This window comes from Pseudomonas sp. P4_D7 (genome assembly GCF_056401755.1).
Map to the genome: position 1 here is coordinate 86,989 of NZ_JBFUIR010000003.1, position 16,846 is coordinate 103,834.

Consider the following 16,846-nt stretch of genomic DNA (forward strand, 5'->3'; position numbering starts at 1 on the left):
AAAAGCGCAGGGTGCGACGATCTCATCTGAACGGTTGTTCGTCCAATCGGAAGTGTTTAAGGGACTATCGATCAGCTCTATCACGCCCGGTTTTACTGGCCTTGAGCAAAGTGAAAGGCACCGATAGAGGCGGTCGATAATGTGGTTGGCCAGAGTGATTAGACAGTACTCATAAGTGGCACTTAGGCTGCTCGGCAATGTTGATTGACTGCTGCCGGAGAACTGCCATGAGCGCAAAAGCCGATGCCCTGTTTGTCCCCCTGAATATTGCCGTGTTGACGGTCAGCGATACGCGCGATTACGCCAGCGATACGTCCGGCCAATTACTGGTCAGTCGTTTGCTGGAGGCCGGTCACACGTTGAGCGAGCGCAATCTGCTCAAGGATGATCTGTACAAAATCCGCGCTCAGGTAGCGAACTGGATCGCCGACGAAGGCATTCAGGTGGTGTTGATCACTGGCGGCACTGGTTTCACCGGTCGCGACAGCACACCGGAAGCGGTGGCCTGCCTGTTCGACAAACAGATCGATGGTTTTGGCGAACTGTTCCGGGCGATTTCGATTCTGGATATCGGTACATCCACCGTGCAAAGCCGCGCGCTGGCCGGGCTGTCGAACGGCACGCTGGTGTGCTGCCTGCCGGGTTCGACCGGTGCCTGCCGCACGGCGTGGGAAGGCATTCTTGCCGAACAATTGGATAACCGTCATCGCCCGTGCAACTTCGTCCCGCACCTGAAAGCCGTGCAAGCCTGCGGGCCACGCGGATGAGCAAAGCACCGCTGATGCCGGTCGAAGACGCTCTCGACCAATTGCTCGGCATGGCCAATGAGCAACGTCTGGCCGACGGCGAAGTGCTGGCGCTCGACGATGCGCGTGGGCGGGTGTTGGCCAGTGATCTGGTGGCGACACTCGACCTGCCGCCGTGGCCGAACAGCGCCATGGACGGTTACGCGCTCAATCTCGCCGATCTGCACCGTCAGCCGCTGAAGGTCTCGCAAAAGGTTTACGCCGGGCTGGCGCCGGACACGTTGCTGCCCGGCACCTGCGCACGGATTTTTACTGGCGCACCACTGCCGCCCGGGGCCACCTGTGTCGAGATGCAGGAGAACGTCGAAGTGCTGGAGGACGGCCGCGTGCGTTTTTTGCAGCCGCTGAAAGCGGGGCAGAACATCCGCGCGCAAGGTCAGGAAAATCGCGTCGGCGACATCCTGCTGCGCGCTGGCAAGCGACTTGGACCTTTCGAACTGGCGGTCGCTGCCGGGCAAGGGCTGGCGCAACTGCACGTGGTGCGTCGCCCGCGTGTGGCGCTGCTGTCGACCGGTGATGAACTGGTCGAGCCGGGCCAGCCGTTGCGCCCCGGCAGCATCTACAACAGCAACCGCGTATTGCTCGGCCATTGGTTGCGTGAGCTGGGCTGCGAAGTGATCGACGCCGGCATCCTCCCGGATCGCCCGGCGCAGACGCGGCTCAAGCTTGAGCAATTGCAAGTGGCGACCGACCTGATTCTGACCACGGGCGGGGTGTCTGCCGGCGATGCCGATTGCCTCGGACAGGTGTTGCGCGACAACGGCAAACCGCTGTTGTGGAAACTGGCGATCAAGCCTGGCAAACCACTGACCGTGGGCCATTTCGGCACGGTGCCGGTGATTGGCCTGCCGGGTAATCCGACCTCAGCACTGGTGACGTTTGGCTTGTTGGCGCGGCCGTATCTGCTGCGCATTCAAGGCGTGGAAGATGTCATGCCGCTGAGTTTTACGGTCAGCGCGGGCTTCGATTGGCACAAGGCTGGCGGCCGCCGTGAATACCTGCGGGTGAAGCTGGAGGCGGGGCGTGCGGTGCTTTATCCGAATCAAAGCTCCGGCGTCCTGCTCGGCGCAACCTGGGCCGACGGCCTGGTGGAAATCCCCGAGAACAGCACGCACAACCTCGGCGACCCGCTGCGTTTCATCCCCTTCAACGAACTGTTCTGACCTCACCACCAATCAAACTGTGGGAGCGAGCCTGCTCGCGAAGGCGGTGGCACAGTCAACATCTGCGTTGGCTGGTCAACCGCTATCGCGAGCAGGCGAAGGCCTACAATGGTTTTGTGGTGCTCAACAATATCCGCGGTGTACGCAAAACCTGTGGGAGCGAGCTTGCTCGCGAAGGCGGAGTGTCAGTCAACATTGATTTTGGCTGATAGGGCCCCTTCGCGAGCAAGCTCGCTCCCACAATGGCTTTATGGCGCTCATCAATATCCGGGTGTGAATGCAAAACTTGTAGGAGTGAGCCTGCTCGCGATGACGGAGGGTCAGTCGACGAAGATGTTGACTGGGCCGGCGCCATCGCGAGCAAGCTCGCTCCCACATTGGTTTTGTGGTGGTCATCAATATCCGYGGTGTACGCAAAACCTGTGGGAGCGAGCTTGCTCGCGAAGGCGGAGTGTCAGTCGACATTGATGTTGGCTGAYASGGCCTCTTCGCGAGCAGGCTCGCTCCCACAGGGTTTTGAGGTGTCTGCAGAGCTAAGGGTCAGCTCAGCACATAGTCCACCGGCTTCAGCGCCGGCGGCACTTCGGCGCCGAGTTCGGCGAGGATATCGCGTTCGATGGTGCGCACCAGCGAGTCGGTTGCCAGGTCGTTTTCGTCGCGGCCAAACGGGTCTTCCAGTTCATCGGCAATCGCATCCAGGCCAAAAAACGTATAGCTGACAATCGCCGTGAACAACGGTGTCAGCCAGCCCAGCGGCTCGGCCATGGCAAACGGCAGCAGTATGCAAAACAGGTAGATCGTGCGGTGCAACAACAGTGTGTAAGGAAACGGCAGCGGCGTGGTTTTGATCCGTTCGCACACCGCTTGCGCCTGGGTCAGGCTGGTCAGGTGATTGGCCAATAGCATGTAGCGCCATTCAGTCAGCTCACCGTTCTGATGCAGATCGGAACACTGCTGGCCGACCGTTTGCAAAATGCGCCCGCTGTAATCCGGCGTCTGCGGATCGGGTTTCGGCATGATCCATTGGCTACTGGCGTCCGCTTCGCTTTCCTTGCGCAGCCGCGCATTCAACGCATGAGCAAAACCACAAAGATTGAGCAGCAACGGTTTGCGCTCAGCCGATTCACGAATCACATGGGTTTCGCGAATCACCGAACGAATGTGCACGATCACTTCGCCCCAGGCCTTGCGCGCCTCGTACCAGCGGTCATAACAGGCGTTGTTGCGAAAATTCATGAAGATCGACAGCGACAAACCCAACAACGTAAACGGCGTGGCGTTGACCTTGGTGAAGTTGCTCGGATGGAGGATTTCCACCAGCACGATAGCCGAAGCGAGCAGGGTGACCATCAACGTGCGCAGGGCGATGCGCTTGGCAATCGAACCCTTGAGGGTGAAGAGAATGGCGAACTGATTGACCTTGGGTCTGATGATCATGCTGTGCGGTTCCGATAACCGATGAAACTGGCGGGATCAGCCGCCGGTCATGTTCATGAAGCGCACGACCTGAACATCATCGTTCACTTCGAAATTGTGCCGATACGGCTTGAGTTTCATCGCCTCGACAATGGCTTTCTCCAGCCGCTGCGGTTGCCCCGGATGCGCGCGCAGCACCGCTTTCAGATCCACCGAATGCTCGTTACCCAGACACAGTAGCAGGCGCCCTTCGACGGTGAGCCGCACGCGGTTGCAGGTGCCACAAAAGTTGTGGCTGTGCGGCGAGATAAAGCCCAGGCGAATCTCCGGCGCCTCGGCCAGCCGCCAGTAGCGCGACGGGCCTTGGGTCGATTCCGCCGAGTCGATCAGGGTGTAGCGCTCGGCAATCTTTTCGCGCACCTGCGCACTGGAGAAAAACGACTCGGCACGGCTGTGTTCGCTGATGATCCCCAGCGGCATCTCTTCGATGAAAGAGACGTCGAGCTGCCGGTCGATCGCGAAGCTGACCAGATCATTGATCTCTTGATCGTTACGGCCCTGCATCACCACGACGTTGAGTTTAGTGCGCGTGAAACCGGCCTTGCGCGCGGCATCGATGCCGTTGATCACCTGCGCCAGATCACCGGTACGGGTCATCTGTTTGAAGCGCTGCGGATCGAGGCTGTCGAGGCTGATGTTCAGGCGTTTGACCCCGGCGTCGAACAGCGGCGCGGCGAGTTTGCCCAGTTGTGAGCCGTTGGTGGTCATGCACAGTTCACGCAAGCCGGGCAGGGCGGCGATCTGCTCACACAACTTGACCACGCCCGGACGGATCAGCGGTTCGCCGCCGGTGAGACGAATCTTGCGCGTGCCGAGGGCGACGAAGCTCTGCGCCAGTTGATAGATTTCCTCCAGCGTCAGCACTTGTTGGCGTGGCAGAAACTGCATGTCTTCGGCCATGCAATAGACGCAGCGGAAGTCGCAGCGGTCGGTCACCGACATGCGCAGATAGTCGACGCGGCGGTTGTAACCATCGATCAAGACACGCTCTGACATGACAGCCTCGCAAGAATGAAAACCCCGGTTGAAGGAGTTTGGTCAGCGCAGGTTATGGCTAACTTTAAGTGCCGTCCAATCACTCTTAATGAACAGCTGATTGATGCCGTCGATGATGAATTATTTTTCGCTGAAAGTTGCTCCGTTAGTTTCGCAAGGCCCCGTAAATAAGGGTTTTTTAGCCGTGATAGATGCTTTCGATAAAGCGGTCATTAATAGCGATTAGACAACGTTTTGTAACGGTTCATATCCTTGCCCCGGCAAACCCAACGACCACTTTTCAACCTTGAAAGTCGGCCGTCGCTGTTTAACCGAATCAGGTTCATGCCTGTGTGCATCGTCATGGAGAGTCCCATGTCACAAGTCGACCGTTACAAACCCTACAAAGGCGCCGCTGCCGGTTGGGGCGCTGTCATCAGCCTGACCAAGAGCTGGCTGGGCAGTGAAAACGCCCTGAAAAACATCCGCGCCATGCTCAAGACCAACCAGAACGGCGGCTTCGACTGCCCGGGTTGTGCCTGGGGTGAAGCACCCGGCGCGAGTATGTTGAAGTTCTGCGAGAACGGCGCGAAAGCGGTGAACTGGGAAGCGACCGGGCGTTTGGTCGACCCGGCATTCTTCAACAAGTACACGGTGTCGAGCCTGGCCCAGCAGAGCGACTACTGGCTGGAGTATCAGGGCCGTTTGACCCACCCGATGCGCTACGACGCGCGGGTCGATCGCTACGTGGAAATCAGCTGGGACGACGCGTTCGCGCTGATCGCCGATCACTTGAAAAACCTCAAGTCGCCACACGAAGCCGAGTTTTACACCTCGGGCCGCGCGAGCAACGAGGCGGCGTTTCTCTATCAATTGTTCGTCCGCGCGTTCGGCACCAACAACTTCCCCGACTGCTCGAACATGTGCCACGAGGCCAGTGCGGTGAGCATGAACGAGACCCTCGGCGTCGGCAAAGGCACCGTGGTTTACGAGGATCTGCATCACGCCGATGCGATTTTCGTTATCGGCCAGAACCCTGGCACCAACCACCCGCGCATGCTCGAACCGCTGCGTGAAGCGGTGAAACGTGGCGCCCAAGTGGTGTGTATCAATCCGCTGAAAGAGCGTGGCCTGGAGCGTTTCCAGAACCCGCAGAACCCGCTGGAAATGCTCAGCAACGGCTGGGAAGCGACCAACACCGCCTACTTCCGTCCGGCGCTGGGTGGCGACATGGCGATGATTCGCGGCATGGTCAAATTTCTGTTGCAGTGGGAACGCGAGGCGCAGGCGACTGGCGGCGAACCGGTGTTCGATCACGCCTTCATTGCCGAGCACACCTCGGGCCTCGACAGCTATCTGGCCGAAGTCGATGCAACCACTTGGGAGCACATCGTCGAGCAGTCCGGCGTGCCGCTGCATGACATCGAATTGGCCGCGCGCATGTATGGCCGTGCCAAAAGCGTGATCATGTGCTGGGCCATGGGTCTGACCCAACACGTGCACTCGGTGGCGACCTTGCAGGAAGTCATCAACCTGCAACTGCTGCGCGGCAACGTCGGCCGTCCGGGCGCCGGGCTTTCCCCGGTTCGCGGTCACAGTAACGTGCAGGGCGACCGCACCATGGGCATCAACGAACTCGCGCCGAAAGACTTGATGGACGCGCTGGAAAAGCGTTTCAACTTCGACGTGCCGCGCATGCACGGGCACAACACGGTGATGGCGATCGGCGCCATGGAACGTGGCGAAGCCAAGGTGTTTATCGGTCTGGGCGGCAACTTTGCCCAAGCCACGCCGGACACCCCGCGCACCCACGCCGCCATGCGCAAACTCGACCTGACCGTGCACATCGCGACCAAGCTCAACCGCAGCCACTTGGTCACCGGTCGCGACGCGCTGATCCTGCCGTGCCTCGGGCGTACCGACATCGACATCCAGGCTGAAGGTCCGCAAGGCGTGACCGTTGAAGACACGTTCAGCATGGTGCATTTGTCGTTCGGTCAGTTGAAGCCGAAATCGGCGCAGTTGAAATCCGAGCCAGCGATCATTGCCGGGATCGCCGCCGCGACCCTGGGCAAGCATCCGATCGATTGGGAATGGGTGGTGGGCGACTACGGGCGCATCCGCAACCTGATTGCCGACGTGATTCCGGGCTTCGAAAACTTCAATGAAAAACTGCTGATTCCGGGTGGTTTTCACCTCGGCAACGACGCCTCGGATCGGGTCTGGAACACCGTCAGTGGCAAAGCCCAGTTCACGCCGTGCGTGCTGCCCGAGCACTTGATCAGCGAAGGCGTGCGCAACCTGCCGGTGAAACCGCATCTGATTCTGCAAACCATGCGTTCCCACGATCAGTACAACACCACGCTGTATGGCCTCGATGACCGTTATCGCGGGGTCTATGGCATGCGCGATGTGATCTTCGCCAACGAACAGGACATTCAGCGCCTGGGGTTTGAACCGGGGCAGAAGGTCGATCTGGTGGCGCTGTGGGATGACGAGCGCGAGCGTCGGGTCAGCGGTTTTACCCTGATCGCCTACGACATTCCGCCAGGGCAGGCAGCGGCGTATTACCCGGAGACTAACCCTTTGGTGCCGCTGGAAAGCTACGGCGACCGCACGTATACGCCGACCTCCAAATTCGTGGCGATCCGCCTCGAAGCCGCGAAGGTCAGCAACCTGATCCCGTCGTCGGTGGCGTAACCCGCGACTCATAAAAACACTGGCAATTTTACTGGCTGCAGGCGTTCGCGCCTGGCGGTGGCCCGGGTTCGTGCTGCCGCTTTTCAGTCCTGATGAGGACATCATCATGTTCAATCCGGAGGCACTGGACCTGGCGCGAATTCAATTCGCGTTCACGGTTTCGTTCCACATTATTTTCCCGGCGATCACCATTGGCCTGGCGAGTTTCCTCGCGGTACTCGAAGGCCTGTGGCTGAAAACCCATAACGACACGTACCGCGATCTTTACCATTTCTGGTCGAAGATTTTCGCGGTCAATTTTGGCATGGGCGTGGTTTCGGGACTGGTCATGGCGTACCAGTTCGGCACCAACTGGAGCGGGTTTTCGGACTTTGCCGGGAGCATCACCGGGCCGCTGCTGACCTATGAAGTGCTGACCGCATTCTTCCTCGAGGCCGGGTTCCTCGGGGTGATGTTGTTTGGCTGGAACCGCGTCGGCCGTGGCTTGCACTTCTTCGCCACGGTGATGGTCGCCATCGGTACGTTGATTTCGACCTTCTGGATTCTTGCGTCGAACAGCTGGATGCAGACGCCGCAGGGCTTCGAGATTGTCGATGGTCGGGTGATGCCGCTGGACTGGCTGGCGATTGTGTTCAACCCGTCGTTCCCGTTCCGTCTGGCGCACATGGCGATTGCCGCGTTTGTGGCGACGTCGTTCTTCGTCGGCGCCTCGGCTGCCTGGCATTTGCTGCGCGGCAACAACACCGCGCCGGTGCGCAAGATGTTCTCCATGGCTTTATGGATGGCGCTGATCGTTGCGCCGATTCAAGCGGTGGTCGGTGACGCCCATGGCTTGAACACGCTGGAGCATCAACCGGCGAAGATCGCCGCCATCGAAGGCCACTGGGAAAACGCCGACAACGGCCCGACGCCGCTAGTGCTGTTTGGTATTCCTGATATGGAGGCGGAGAAGACCAAATACGCATTGGAAATTCCGTACCTCGGTAGCCTGATTCTCACTCACAGCCTCGACAAGCAGATCCCGGCGCTGAAGAGCTTCCCAAAACAAGACCGGCCGAATTCGACCGTGATTTTCTGGAGCTTCCGCGTCATGGCCGGGTTGGGGATGTTGATGATCCTCGTTGGTTTGCTCGGTCTGGCGTTGCGCCGGGGCGGCAAGCTTTATCAGCATCGCGGCTTCCAGCGTCTGGTGTTGTTGATGGGGCCGAGCGGCTTGATTGCGCTGCTGGCCGGTTGGATTACCACGGAAGTCGGGCGTCAGCCGTGGGTGGTTTATGGTTTGTTGCGCACCCATGACGCGGCGTCGCATCACTCGGTGGCGCAGATGAGCACGTCGCTGGCGCTGTTCGTGGTGATCTATTTCACGGTGTTCAGCGTGGGCATCGGCTACATGATGAAACTGGTGAAAAAAGGTCCGCAGCCGCATCACGAACATCCGCCTGCGGGCGATGAATTGCAGACGCCGCGTCGACCGATTTCGGCGGCTATCGCCCCTATGAAGGAGCATTGAGTCATGGGTATTCAAGGTATCGATCTCTCGTTGATCTGGGGAGTGATCATTGCCTTCGGGGTGATGATGTACGTGATCATGGACGGCTTCGATCTGGGCCTGGGGATCCTGTTTCCGCTGATCCCGGATGAGCAGGAACGCGATGTGATGATGAACACCGTCGCGCCGGTGTGGGACGGTAACGAGACCTGGCTGGTGCTCGGTGGCGCGGCGTTGTATGGCGCGTTTCCGCTGGCGTACGGGGTGATTCTCGAAGCGCTGTACCTGCCGCTGATCCTGATGCTGTGCGGTTTGATTTTCCGTGGCGTGGCGTTTGAGTTTCGCTTCAAGTCTTCGCCGCAAAAACGCCATTGGTGGGACAAGGCGTTTATCGGTGGTTCGCTGCTGGCGACGTTCTCCCAGGGCGTGGTGATTGGTGCGTATGTGTCCGGGATTCCGGTGGTCGATCGGCAATTTGCCGGTGGCGGTCTGGATTGGTTGGCGCCGTTTCCGCTGGTGTGTGGCGTGGGGCTGGTGGTGGCTTATGCGTTGCTTGGCAGCACGTGGTTGCTGGTCAAGACCGAAGGCATGCTTGAGTCGCGGATGCGCCTGTTCACCCGGCCGCTGGCCTTGCTGTTGATGGCGATGGTGCTGGTGATTGGCGTGTGGACCCTGCAACTGCATCCGGAACTGGTGACACGTTGGTCGACGCACGGGCATCTGCAGGTGTTTGCCGGGCTGGTGGTGTTGGCCTTGCTGGCGGTGTTCGGGCTGCTGCGCACGTTGCGTCAGCGGCATACGCACTGGCCGTTCGTGTTCACGCTGGTGCTGATGCTGCTCGGTTACATCGGCCTGGCGCTGAGCATCTGGCCGAACATCATCCCGCCGTCGGTGAGCATCTGGGCCGCCGCGTCACCACCGTCGAGCCAGTTGTTCGCGCTGATCGGCGCACTGTTCATCCTGCCGGTGATCCTGATGTACACCTTCTGGAGCTACTACGTGTTCCGCGGCAAAGTGAGGATTGGCGATGGCTACCATTGATTCGCGCGAAGTGAAAAGCAGTCGCTGGTACCAGCGTTTGGGCTGGTTGTTGTTGATCTGGCTGGGCAGCGTGGTGTCGCTGGCGGTTGTCGCCAGTGTGCTGAAACTGGCGATGTATGCAGCGGGCATGAGAGCCCATTGACCCCAAAAAAACCGGAGCCTGGCTCCGGTTTTTTATTGCCGCCGATCTTGAGGTCACTGACTACCCCCAGTAGGCCTTCGCCTGCTCGCGAAGGCGTCAGGTCAGACAACATTGATGTTGAATGTAATGGCCTCATCGCGAGCAGGCTCACTCCTACAGGGATTTGTGGTGGTTGGAGAATATGTAAACACCGCCGAACATTGTGGGAGCGAGCTTGCTCGCGAAGGCGTCAGGACAGACAACGTTGATGTTGAATGTACTGGCCTCTTCGCGAGCAAGCTCGCTCCCACAGGGGGGGGAACTTGAGATTGGGTTTACTGGGCGCCGAACATCGCGGTCCAGTAGATCCCGGCGCTGCTTTTCGGGTCGGTCGCGTAGGCGGCGCCGAGTTCCTGGTACTGCGGGTTCATCAGGTTGGCGCAGTGGCCGGGGCTGGCGAGCCAGCCTTCGACGACTTTGTGCACGGTGTCTTGGCCGGCGGCGATGTTTTCGCCGACCTGTTGGCCGCTGTAACCAGCGAGTTCCGCGCGATCGCCCGGGGTGCGGCCGTCGCGGTCCTTGTGATCGAAGTAATTGTTGTTGGCCATGTCGCGGCTGTGATCCTGGGCGATCGTGCCCAGCGTCGCGTTCCAGGCCAGCGGTGCGGCAGCGGCGAACGCCTGACCGCCACACTGACGCGCCTGGCTGCGCGCGGCGTTGAGTTCACTGAGCAACTTCTGCCCCTCACTTTGCGCATCCCCCAGCTTGGCCGACAGCAGCGGCCGCGCCAACACGATGCGCCAGTCACGATCATCGCGGCTGACACCGACATCGACGAACTGCGGATCAAGCACCACCTGACAGAAACTTTCCTGAATCGCCTTCATCGCCGACGCCGCATCGCGCGGGCCGTTAAGGGTGATTGCCTGCACATTGACCATCGGGTAACTGGCGCTGGCCATGGCTTGTTGCAGATCGACAGCACCGCTGGCGCGTAATCTCAGCCGGGGATCAGCCGACAGCGGTGACAGTTCATTCGATGCCTGCGACCCGCAACGCTGTGGCTGGCTGCGGTAGCTGTTGATCGACTCGATCAATTGCGACTCATCGCCAGCCAGCGCCGGAATGGCAAACATAACGCCCACGGACAAAGCGGCAAGACGCAAAACGAATGGCATGAAGCGCATGGAAATCTCCCTTGAGCTGAATGCGCCCATGATGCGCGAAAGGCACCCTGTGAGTGCAATGTCTTTTTTCTTCATTCAGCGGTTTTTCTGCGCAACTTTGTCTCTGGGTTTGCCGTCTACACTCACCGAAGACCCCGGGATACGGGTGTCTCCCCGACGTAACACCTTGCCCGACTCGGGCGCTGCCGGAAGAACAGACATGGGATTGAAAGGCTGGGCGGGTTGTCTCGTATTCACCCTGTTGGCAGGCTCTGCATGGGCCACCGATCAGGCCCCGATCAAAGCGAAGGCTGAAGAAAAAGCCCAAGTGCTGGAAGAGAAAGCGGCGGACAAGGTCAGCGCCGCACCGGCACCGAAAGCCGAAGCCATCACCCCGACCGAAGTGCAAGCGGTCGACCCGGCCGGCGCTGCGCCGCTGGACGATCCGATCACTTGCCTGGCGCGCAGTATCTATTGGGAAGCCAAAGGCAAAGACACGCCGGAAATGGAAGCGGTGGCCAGTGTGGTGATGAATCGCCTCGGCCACGAAGGTTTCCCCGACACGGTCTGCGCTGTCGTCAAACAAGGCTCGGAAACCAAGAGCTGCCAGTTTTCCTGGTGGTGCGACGGGCGTCCGGATCAGGTCAAGGAAGATGCCGAATACACGCTGGCCAAGGATATCGCCCGCAAAGCGCTGAACCGCCAGCTCAAGGATCGCACCAACGGCGCGCTGTATTTCCACGACCGCAATGTGCATCCGAGCTGGGCCAAGGAATATCGCAAGACCGCGGAAACGAAAAAATTTCTCTTCTACAAACCTGCCGGTGGTGACGCGCGTTAGGCGCAGACCTGCCGCACACAATCACGCAACCAGCGATGCGCCGGGTCAGCGTCCATGCGCGGGTGCCAGAGCATCGACACACTGATGTCCGGCATCGCGAAGGGCAGGGCGAAACTGTGCAGGCCTGTGCGCAGTTTGCTGGTATGACGCTGCGGGACCGTGGCGATCAGGTCTGACTCACGCACCAGCGTCAGCGCCGCCGAGAATCCACCGAATGAGGTGACGATGTCCCGTGTCAGCCCTAGCGCAAGTAACGCTTCGTCGACCGGGCCACTGCTGCGCCCGCGTCGTGAAATGAGAATGTGCTCGCCGCCGGCAAAGCGCCTGCTGGTGATTTTTCCCGTGCTCAAAGGATGCCCCTCACGCACCACACCAATCCATTGATCCTGAAACAGGATGCGGCTGTGCAGTGTCGGGTCGGTGCTGTCATCGACCACGCCGGTTTCCAGATCGACGCGGCCTTCGCGCAGCGGCGTGCTGTCCTTGTCGGCTTTCTGCACAAAGCGCAGGCGTACATCCGGCGCTTCTTCAGCGATGCGTGCGAGCAGGGCGGCGGCGAAGGTTTCAACAAAGCCGTCGGTGTTGCGCAGGGTGAAGGTGCGTTGCAAGCGGCTCGGGTCGAGCACCTCAGCAGGGCGTAAAACCGCCTCGGCTTCCTGCACCAGATGACTGACCCGCTCGCGCAATTCGAGTGCACGCGGCGTTGGCACCAGGCCACGACCTGCTCGCACCAGCAAGGGATCCCCGGTGGTTTCGCGCAAACGGGCGAGGGCGCGACTCATGGCCGACGGGCTCAACCGCAGGCATTTGGCGGCGCGGGCGACGCTGCCTTCGCGCAGCAAGACGTCGAGGGTGATCAGCAGGTTCAGATCCGGTGCAGTCATGACATGGCGTTCCATGCAGGTATTGAGTGCAAAGCATGCGTCTTGCGCCGTGTGTTGTCGAGGCTCAGGCTATGACGCATGACCTTTGCACTGCGAGCCTGCCATGCCCCAAGAACCCCTGAGCACTCCCGCCCGCTGGGCGCTGACCAGTCTGGCCTTGTCGATGTTGATGCCTTCCCTGGACACCAGCATCGCCAACGCCGGCTTGCCGATCCTCGCGGCGGCGTTCGAGGCGACGTTTCAACAGGTGCAATGGATCGTGCTCGCTTACCTGTTGGCGATCACCACGTTGATCGTCAGCGTCGGGCGTCTGGGCGATGGTTTTGGTCGACGTCGACTGCTGTTGATCGGGATCGGCATTTTCACCAGCGCTTCGTTGGCCTGTGCGCTGGCTCCCGGACTGGGTTGGCTGATCGGCGCACGGGCGGTGCAAGGCGTCGGCGCGGCGATCATGTTCGCTTTGACAGTGGCGTTGGTGGCCGATGCGGTGCCGAAGACGCGGGCTGGCAGTGCGATGGGCTTGCTGGCGACGATGTCGGCGACGGGCACCAGTCTTGGGCCGTCGCTCGGTGGGTTGTTGATGACGCATGTCGGCTGGCAGGCGATTTTCCTGCTCAACGTGCCGCTGGGCTTGCTCAATGTCTGGCTGGTGTATCGCTTTCTGCCGGCGGATCGCGCAGCTGGGCCGCGAATGACGTTCGATTATTCTGGCAGCGCGGTGCTGGTCTTCACGCTGGCGGCCTATGCGCTGGCAATGACGCTCGACGGTTTCATGTTGCCGTTGCTGCTGGCCAGCCTGGGTGGCGCTGGCTTGTTCTTCATGATCGAGAAGAAGGCCAAGGCGCCGTTGATTCGCTTGTCACTGTTCGCTGACCGGCGATTGAGCAGCAGCCTGGCGCTGACCTTGCTGGTGACGACCGTGATGATGACCACGCTGGTGGTGGGACCGTTTTACCTGAGTCGCGGATTGGGCCTCAGCAGTGCCGTGGTCGGCTTGGCGTTATCGGTCGGGCCGTTGTTGTCTGCGTTTGGCGGTGTGCCGGCCGGGCGTCTGGTGGACCGCTTCGGCGCGCGGCGCATCGTGCCGGGCGCGTTGCTCGCCATGGCCTGCGGTTGTGGCTTGTTGGCGCTGTTGCCGATGAGTCTGGGGTTGCCCGCCTATTTGCTGCCGATTGCAGTGGTCGCCGTCGGCTATGCGCTGTTTCAGGCGGCGAACAACACCGGGTTGATGGCCGGAGTTCGTCAGGAGCAACGCGGTGTGGTTTCGGCGATGCTCGGACTGGCACGTAATCTGGGGTTGATCACTGGGGCGGCGGTGATGGGCGCAGTGTTTGCGCTGGCGGCGGGCGATCCGACGCAGGCGCCGGCAACATCGATTGCCAGCGGTTTGCACATCACTTTTGGCGTCGCGGTGGCATTGATGGCTATGGCTTTGATCATCAGTCGAGCGCAGTTCAACTGTAGGAGCAAGCCTGCTCGCGAAGAGGYCGGCACAGCCAATATCTYCAGAGACTGACACTCCGCTWTCGYGAGCARGCTCGCTCCCACAGGGAATCGAGTTGATCAGAGATCTTCAACCGAACCGAGATCAAATGTGGGAGCGAGCTTGCTCGCGAAGGGGCCGGCACAGCCAATATCTYCAGAGACTGACACACCGCTATCGTGAGCAGGCTCGCTCCTACAGGGGATTTGTGGTGGCCGTCAGCTCGCGTGGGTGTTGAGGATGCTCGCCACCTGCTGCGGCTGGCAGTTCAGGTACGGCGACGACTTCAGCCAGCGCTGATCCGGGTACCACGAAAACATGAACTGGCCATTCTTCAGGCGATCAATCACTTGCTTGGCAATCTGCGGTCGCACTGCCGGGCAGCCTTGGCTGCGGCCGATGCGTCCCTGTTTCTTGCTCCACAACGGATTCACATAACTGGCGGCGTGAATGACGATCGCGCGATCGCGGGCCATGTCATTGAAACCCGGCTCCAGACCGTCCATGCGCAGCGAATAACCGTGGGTGCCACTGTAGCTTTCCTGCGTGCGGAACAGGCCAAGGCTCGACTGGTAACTGCCTTCGACATTGGAAAACTGCGTAGCGAAGTTTTCCCCGGAGTTGGAACCATGAGCAACCAGGTCACGCAGCACCAGTTTCTTTTTGTTGAGGTCGAAGATCCACAGACGGCGTTCGGTGGACGGCTGCGAATAGTCGATGATCGCCAGGTGACGCGACGGTTTCGCACCGCTGTTGACCGCGCATTGCATGGCGTTCAGGGCACCTTTCAGCGCCTGGGGATTGAGTTCTGGCGCGGCGTGCGCGAGGCTGGTGTAGAGAACCGGCGATGGTTTGCCGGCGGCAAAAACGGGACTGGACACGGCGACAAGGGTCGCGGTGGTCAACAGAAGTCGGCGCAAAAACGTCAACATTTTATAAAGTGTCCTCACTTGCTACTTATTTGGCACTTTGGCTCCTGACTCCCAGTCAATACCGGCAAGCCCGTTGATCGAGCCTGACTGTTCAGCGCACCTGATGTAAGGTTGGCCATCATCTAGACGGCCATGGATTGGAGTAAAGCAGTTGTTCAAAAAGTACGCATGCTACTTGAGCATTTGTTTGCTCGCTGCGCCGTTTGTCGCTTGTGCCGATGAACCGCTGCCGCCGCTGGAAACACTGCCGACGCCACCGGCAGAAATGCCGGTCGAGCCGCAAAGTCCGTTGCAGGCGGTTTTGATCAGTCTGGCGCAGTCATGCCCGGCGATTGCCGCGCATCTCAATGGCCCGGCGCTGACGCAATTGCAGGCCTTCTACCAGCAGCAGGACTGGATGCCGGTGTGGGCCGGTGACTCGGCACGATTGCCGGCCTTGCAGGCGCAATTGCAGCTGTTGGCCGATGATGGTCTCAATCCAAAACGCTATCCGGTCGCAACCACGGCGCCTCAGGATGGCGAGTTGTGTGCCGACATCGACATCAGCCGCAACTACCTCCAGGCCCTGCAGGATCTGCATTACGGAAGCCTTTTGCAATCGCACTTCGAACCGCTGTGGCATGCCGACGCCACCCCACGCGACCGTCAGGCGGAATTGTTGGCCATCGCGGTACCGGGCATGCACGACATTCCCGCCGCGTTCGATCTGGCCCGGCCGCGTCTGGCGCAATATCAGGACCTGCGTCAGCTCTACGCCGCGCAACGGCTTAAAGCCTTGCCGCAATGGCAGTCGGTGGGCAGCGGGCCGCTGTTGCGCCCGGCCATGGAAGACAAACGCGTGCCGGAACTGGCCCAGCGTCTTTACAACGAAGGTTATCTGACTCAGATCATTGGTACGCCCGGCAATGCTTATGACGGCGTGCTGGTCGACGCGGTGAAGAGTTTTCAGGCCAACCACTCGCTGCAGGCTGACGGTGTCGTCGGGCCGGGAACGATTGCCGAACTCAACATCAGTCCGCTGAGCCGCCGCGAACAACTGCGGGTCAACCTCGAGCGTTTCCGCTGGATGGCCCAGGATCTGGAGCCCAATGGCTTGCTGGTCAACGTCGCCGCTGCCGAGCTGACGCTGTATCAGGGCGGTGTTCCGGTGTGGCAAACGCGCACTCAGGTCGGCCGCGCCGAACGGCAGACGCCGCTGCTCAAATCGCGAGTCACGCGCCTGACCCTGAACCCGACGTGGACCGTGCCGCCGACCATCTGGAAAGAAGACAAGCTGCCGGCAATCCGCAAGGACCAGACCTTCCTCAGCCGGCAGAACCTGCAAGTGCTCGACGCCAACGGGCAGCCGCTGGCGGCGGCGGACATCGATTGGGATAACCCCGGCAACATCATGCTGCGTCAGGACGCCGGGCCGCGTAATCCGTTGGGGCAAATGGTCATCCGCTTCCCCAACCCGTTCTCGGTGTACCTGCACGACACACCAAGTAAGGCGCTGTTCGAAAAAGGCCCACGCGCTTTCAGCTCCGGCTGTGTGCGGGTCGAGCACCCGATGCAATTGCGTGATCTGCTGCTCACCCCGGCGGAAAAGGCCCGCACCGAGACCTTGCTTGCTACCGGCACCACCCACGAATTTCGCTTGTCGGAACCGGTGCCGATCCTGATGACTTACTGGACGGCACAGGTCGACAGCAGTGGCCGCGTGCGTTACTCACCGGACATCTACAGTCGCGACAGCGCGTTGTTGGTGGGGCTTGATCGAGCGCATTGAG

14 protein-coding genes are annotated in these 16,846 nt (G+C 60.4%); 9 read left to right on the top strand and 5 right to left on the bottom strand.

Annotation, left to right across the window (positions count from 1 at the left end):
- The first annotated feature begins 227 nt into the window (after positions 1–227).
- On the top strand, positions 228–767 hold the full coding sequence (gene moaB / locus AC1DVF_RS03560; RefSeq protein ID WP_038365659.1) for a molybdenum cofactor biosynthesis protein B: 540 nt from the start codon (positions 228–230) through the stop codon (positions 765–767).
- Positions 764–1,969, top strand: a complete 1,206-nt coding sequence (locus AC1DVF_RS03565; protein WP_460091276.1) for a molybdopterin molybdotransferase MoeA — start codon at positions 764–766, stop codon at positions 1,967–1,969. Before moaB ends, AC1DVF_RS03565 begins: the two co-directional genes overlap by 4 nt.
- A 540-nt stretch (positions 1,970–2,509) precedes the next feature.
- Here the strand turns inward: AC1DVF_RS03565 and AC1DVF_RS03570 are convergent.
- Positions 2,510–3,406: a bestrophin family protein gene (locus AC1DVF_RS03570; protein ID WP_477782018.1), complete on the bottom strand. Its 897-nt coding sequence runs from the start codon at positions 3,404–3,406 to the stop codon at positions 2,510–2,512.
- A gap of 36 nt (positions 3,407–3,442) precedes the next feature.
- Entirely contained in the window at positions 3,443–4,441 is a 999-nt protein-coding gene (gene moaA / locus AC1DVF_RS03575; protein WP_095124584.1) for a GTP 3',8-cyclase MoaA, read from the bottom strand.
- Positions 4,442–4,795: 354 nt separating this feature from the next.
- Between moaA and AC1DVF_RS03580 the strand changes: the two genes are divergently transcribed.
- The 4 genes from AC1DVF_RS03580 (at position 4,796) to AC1DVF_RS03595 (ending at position 9,792) form a co-directional block, all read left to right on the top strand.
- Positions 4,796–7,120 carry an FdhF/YdeP family oxidoreductase gene (locus tag AC1DVF_RS03580; RefSeq protein WP_460129151.1) on the top strand — a complete coding sequence of 775 codons (2,325 nt, stop codon included), beginning with the start codon at positions 4,796–4,798 and terminating at the stop codon, positions 7,118–7,120.
- A gap of 106 nt (positions 7,121–7,226) precedes the next feature.
- A complete protein-coding gene (locus AC1DVF_RS03585) occupies positions 7,227–8,630 on the top strand; it encodes a cytochrome ubiquinol oxidase subunit I (RefSeq protein ID WP_116255024.1) in 1,404 nt (467 codons plus the stop codon).
- Between the two features lie 3 nt (positions 8,631–8,633).
- On the top strand, positions 8,634–9,650 hold the full coding sequence (gene cydB / locus AC1DVF_RS03590) for a cytochrome d ubiquinol oxidase subunit II (RefSeq protein ID WP_116254923.1): 1,017 nt from the start codon (positions 8,634–8,636) through the stop codon (positions 9,648–9,650).
- The gene (locus tag AC1DVF_RS03595) at positions 9,637–9,792 is read left to right on the top strand and encodes a DUF2474 family protein (protein WP_186625518.1); all 156 of its coding nucleotides are present in this window, start codon (positions 9,637–9,639) and stop codon (positions 9,790–9,792) included. Before cydB ends, AC1DVF_RS03595 begins: the two co-directional genes overlap by 14 nt.
- A gap of 314 nt (positions 9,793–10,106) precedes the next feature.
- On the opposite strand, the gene AC1DVF_RS03600 is transcribed toward AC1DVF_RS03595, so the two are convergent.
- Positions 10,107–10,958, bottom strand: coding sequence for a CAP domain-containing protein (locus AC1DVF_RS03600; protein WP_477782019.1), 852 nt, complete (start codon positions 10,956–10,958; stop codon positions 10,107–10,109).
- A gap of 199 nt (positions 10,959–11,157) precedes the next feature.
- On the opposite strand from AC1DVF_RS03600, the gene AC1DVF_RS03605 reads away from it, so the two are divergent.
- Positions 11,158–11,778, top strand: coding sequence for a cell wall hydrolase (locus AC1DVF_RS03605; protein WP_034155563.1), 621 nt, complete (start codon positions 11,158–11,160; stop codon positions 11,776–11,778).
- On the opposite strand, the gene AC1DVF_RS03610 is transcribed toward AC1DVF_RS03605, so the two are convergent.
- The gene (locus AC1DVF_RS03610) at positions 11,775–12,662 is read right to left on the bottom strand and encodes a LysR family transcriptional regulator (RefSeq protein WP_460129145.1); all 888 of its coding nucleotides are present in this window, start codon (positions 12,660–12,662) and stop codon (positions 11,775–11,777) included. The two genes, AC1DVF_RS03605 and AC1DVF_RS03610, sit on opposite strands and share 4 nt — an antisense overlap.
- A 103-nt stretch (positions 12,663–12,765) precedes the next feature.
- Between AC1DVF_RS03610 and AC1DVF_RS03615 the strand changes: the two genes are divergently transcribed.
- Positions 12,766–14,178 carry an MFS transporter gene (locus AC1DVF_RS03615; protein WP_477782020.1) on the top strand — a complete coding sequence of 471 codons (1,413 nt, stop codon included), beginning with the start codon at positions 12,766–12,768 and terminating at the stop codon, positions 14,176–14,178.
- A 185-nt stretch (positions 14,179–14,363) separates the two neighbouring features.
- Here the strand turns inward: AC1DVF_RS03615 and AC1DVF_RS03620 are convergent, their stop codons facing one another.
- Entirely contained in the window at positions 14,364–15,077 is a 714-nt protein-coding gene (locus tag AC1DVF_RS03620) for a murein L,D-transpeptidase catalytic domain family protein (protein ID WP_093442598.1), read from the bottom strand.
- Between the two features lie 151 nt (positions 15,078–15,228).
- On the opposite strand from AC1DVF_RS03620, the gene AC1DVF_RS03625 reads away from it, so the two are divergent.
- A complete protein-coding gene (locus AC1DVF_RS03625) occupies positions 15,229–16,845 on the top strand; it encodes a L,D-transpeptidase family protein (RefSeq protein ID WP_460129141.1) in 1,617 nt (538 codons plus the stop codon).
- Position 16,846 lies beyond the last annotated feature (1 nt).